Here is a 3,180-nt window from a genome sequence, read left to right as displayed (position 1 = left end):
CGCCGTCGCCGGGGGGGGGGGGCGGAAGCGACGTCGCGTGCGCGCCGGGTCGTCCGGCTCAGTCCCTGGCGGCCTCCGCCGAGACGAACGCGGCGCGGAGCGCGGCGGCGAGCTCCGCGACGTGCGGTTCGCGCAGCAACGACGTGTGCTCGGCGGCGATCCGCACCATCTCGGTGGGGCCGCGCAGCAGTGCCGACCACCCGGCGGCGTCGGGGTTCGCGTCCGCGAGCACGTACGTGGCCCGCCCGTGGAACGGCGTGGGGTGGTGCCGTCGGGTGACGATCTCGGCCTGGTCGAAGAACGCGTCGAAGCCCTTCTGTCCGTCGTGCCGCAGCACGCCGGCGGTGTAGGCCCGGACCCGCTTGGCGAACAGCGCGCCGTACGGCACCCCGGCGGGCAGCACGCGGCGCACGGCACGGTCGAGGCCGCGCTGCACGGCGCGGACGGCGGTGGGCGGCTGGTCGCGGGGCTCCATCCGACCGAAGTGCAGGCGCGCCTGCTCGGACTTCGTGCGGGGCAGGTAGGTGTCGAGCAGCGCGACGTGTTCGACCTGCTCACCGTTCTCGACGAGCAGGCGTGCGATCTCGAGCGCCACGAGACCGCCGAGCGAGTGCCCGACGAGCAGGTACGGTCCGCGCGGCTGCACGATCCGCATGAGCGCGACCGCGCGGCGGGCGCTCCGCTCGATGCTCCAGTCCGGCAGACCACGACGCTCCAGGGCGTGCTGCTGGAACGCGTACAGGTCGTGTTCCGGCAGGTGCCGCGACAGCGGCAGGAACGTCAGCGCCAGGGCACCGCCGCCGGCGAAGCAGAACACCGGCGGCCGGCCGGCGACCCGTGCCTCGGACACCTTGACGACGTCGGGGTGGCTCGGCAGCGCGCTCGTACCGCCACGGACGCGGCGGGCGAAGGACCGGAGCGTGGGGTGCTCGAGCACGTCCGAGGACCGCAGGTCGACCCCGAGCCGGTCCTGCACGACGGCGAGCATCTCCTCGGCGGAGAGCGAGTCCCCGCCGAGCGCCGAGAAGTCCTCGTCCAGGTGCACGCCGCGCAGCCCGAGCACCTCGGCCCAGATCTGCCCGACGACGAGCTCCCACTGGTCGTACTCGCCCTCGACCATCTCGGTCTCGACGCTCGGCGCGGCGGGCAGCTCGGCCCGGTCGACCTTGCCGCGCTCGTTGCGGGGCAGCTCGGTCATCGGCACGATCGACGCCGGCACCATGTACTCGGGCAGGCGGTCGCGCAACGCCCGTCGGAGCGCGGCGGGCGCCGGCGTCCGGTGGCCCGGGCGACCGACCACGTAGGCGACCAGCCGGGTGACCGCGGGCGGGTCGACCTGCGCCGTGACGGCGGCGTCGTGCACCTCCGGCACCGCACGGAGCGCTGCCTCCACCTCGCTCGGCTCGACCAGGTACCCGCGGACCTTGACGGCGTCGTCGGACCGGCCGAGCAGGACGAGCCGGCCGTCCGGGTCGAACCGGGCCAGGTCGCCCTGGCGCCAGCTCGGTGTCCCGACGGGGATCCCGAGCGCTGCTTCGGCCTCACCGGTCGTCCCCGCGCGCTCCGCGGTCTTCTCGGGTGCACCCCAGTACCCCGCGGTCATGCCGTCGGAGACGACGACGAGCTCACCGGTCTCCCCCGGGTCGGCGGGGCTGCCGTCCTCGCGCAGCACCAGCACCGTCTTGCCCGGCAGCGGCCAGCCGGCCGGCACGACGCCGACGGGCACCGGCTGCCCCGGCTCGATCGGGCAGTACGCCACGCAGGCGGTCTCGCTCGACCCGAACGCGTTGAGCAGCAGGGTGTCCGGGTCGAGGTGCAGGCGTGCGGCCTCGAGGTCGGCACCGGTGACGGCCTCGCCGGTGGTCATCAGGAACCGGAGCCCACCGAGCACGGGCGCGGTCCCGGAGGCCGTCGCGTGCGCACCCGGGGCCGTCTGCGACCCGACGATCGACCGCAGCAGGTGCGGCGTGCACACGAGCACGGTGACGTGCTCCTCGGCGAACCGGCCGACGAGCCGTTCGACGCCGAGTTCGCGGGGTTCGAGCAGCACCGCGGCGCCCCCGCACAGCAGGGTGTCGAACGAGAACAGCAGTCCGGCCGCGAACGACAGCGGCAGCACCACCCCGAGCCGGTCACCGGGGCCGAGCCCGAGGGCGGTGGCGTCCTGCTCCGCGTTCGCCAGCTGCTGCCGGTGGGTCAGCACGACGCCCTTCGGCATGCCGGTCGATCCGGAGGTGAAGACGATCGCGAACGGGTCCCGACCCCCGGGGCGCCCCGCGGGTGCCGTGCCGTCCGTCGCCACCGCACCGCGCGCCAGCAGGTCCCCGAGCTCGTGGACCGAGCCGGCGCGTTCGGCGACGACGTCGGCAGCCAGGGCAGCGCGCTCGCTGTCCGCCAGGATCTCGTCGACCCCCGCAAGCCGTGCGACGTGCTCGAGTCGTGCCGTGGGCAGGTGGTCGTCGAGCACCACCACGGTCCGTCCGGCGCGGACCAGGGCCAGCACCGCGACCACGGCCTCCGACGTCTGACCGGCCATGATCCCGACGGGCTTCGACGCGCCGCCGGCGACCGCACCGACTCCCGCCCCGCTGTGGTCGTCGGGTCGCAGCGTCGTCGCGAGCACGGTCGCCAGACCCCGGGCAGCACGGTCCGCCTCGCCGAAGGTGTAGGAACGCCCGTTGCCGGCGAGGGCCGGCGCATCGGCGTGGGCCGCCACCACCCGGTCCCAGCGGTCGAGCACCGAGTGGTCGTCGGCTGCGGGCACGGCGGCGGTGCGGCTGCTCCAGGGGTGGACGGTGGTCAGCGGGTCGTCGGAGATCAGCGGATCGACGGAGGTCACGGTGACACCTCGGGGCTCGGCAGCGGACCGCCGCGACACCCGCGACGGTCCTCCGACCGTAGGGCCGCGCCGATCGCGCCCGCGACCCGGCGAGCGTGCCCTGCGGGGAACCGCAACCGGCCTGGAGGCGCGGCTCGCCTCCGCCTCGGACGCCAACCCCCGCTGGTGGACGGTCGAGCACCTCGGCCGGCGCACGTGCTGCCCCGGCGCTGTTCCTGGGTCGGCCCGCTCGGCGCGCTGCCCGACCACACCAGCGCGGCACGCTGCGCCGGGTCGGCGCGCTGGTCCAGCACCGGTCGGTGCTGTTCCGGGGCGACATCGTGCGGTTCCGCGCAACGCCC

At 75.4% G+C, this 3,180-nt stretch carries 1 protein-coding gene; it reads right to left on the bottom strand.

The annotated features are described in order from the left end of the window. Positions 1-58: 58 nt before the first annotated feature. Positions 59-2,839, bottom strand: a complete 2,781-nt coding sequence (locus tag LEL83_RS15695; protein WP_225559522.1) for an AMP-binding protein — start codon at positions 2,837-2,839, stop codon at positions 59-61. Positions 2,840-3,180 lie beyond the last annotated feature (341 nt).

Source organism: Curtobacterium oceanosedimentum, assembly GCF_020297365.1.
In the GTDB taxonomy this organism is placed as follows: Bacteria; Actinomycetota; Actinomycetes; order Actinomycetales; family Microbacteriaceae; genus Curtobacterium.
The sequence above is the reverse complement of the archived record's forward strand: the minus strand, read 5'-3'. Positions and strand labels throughout refer to the sequence as shown.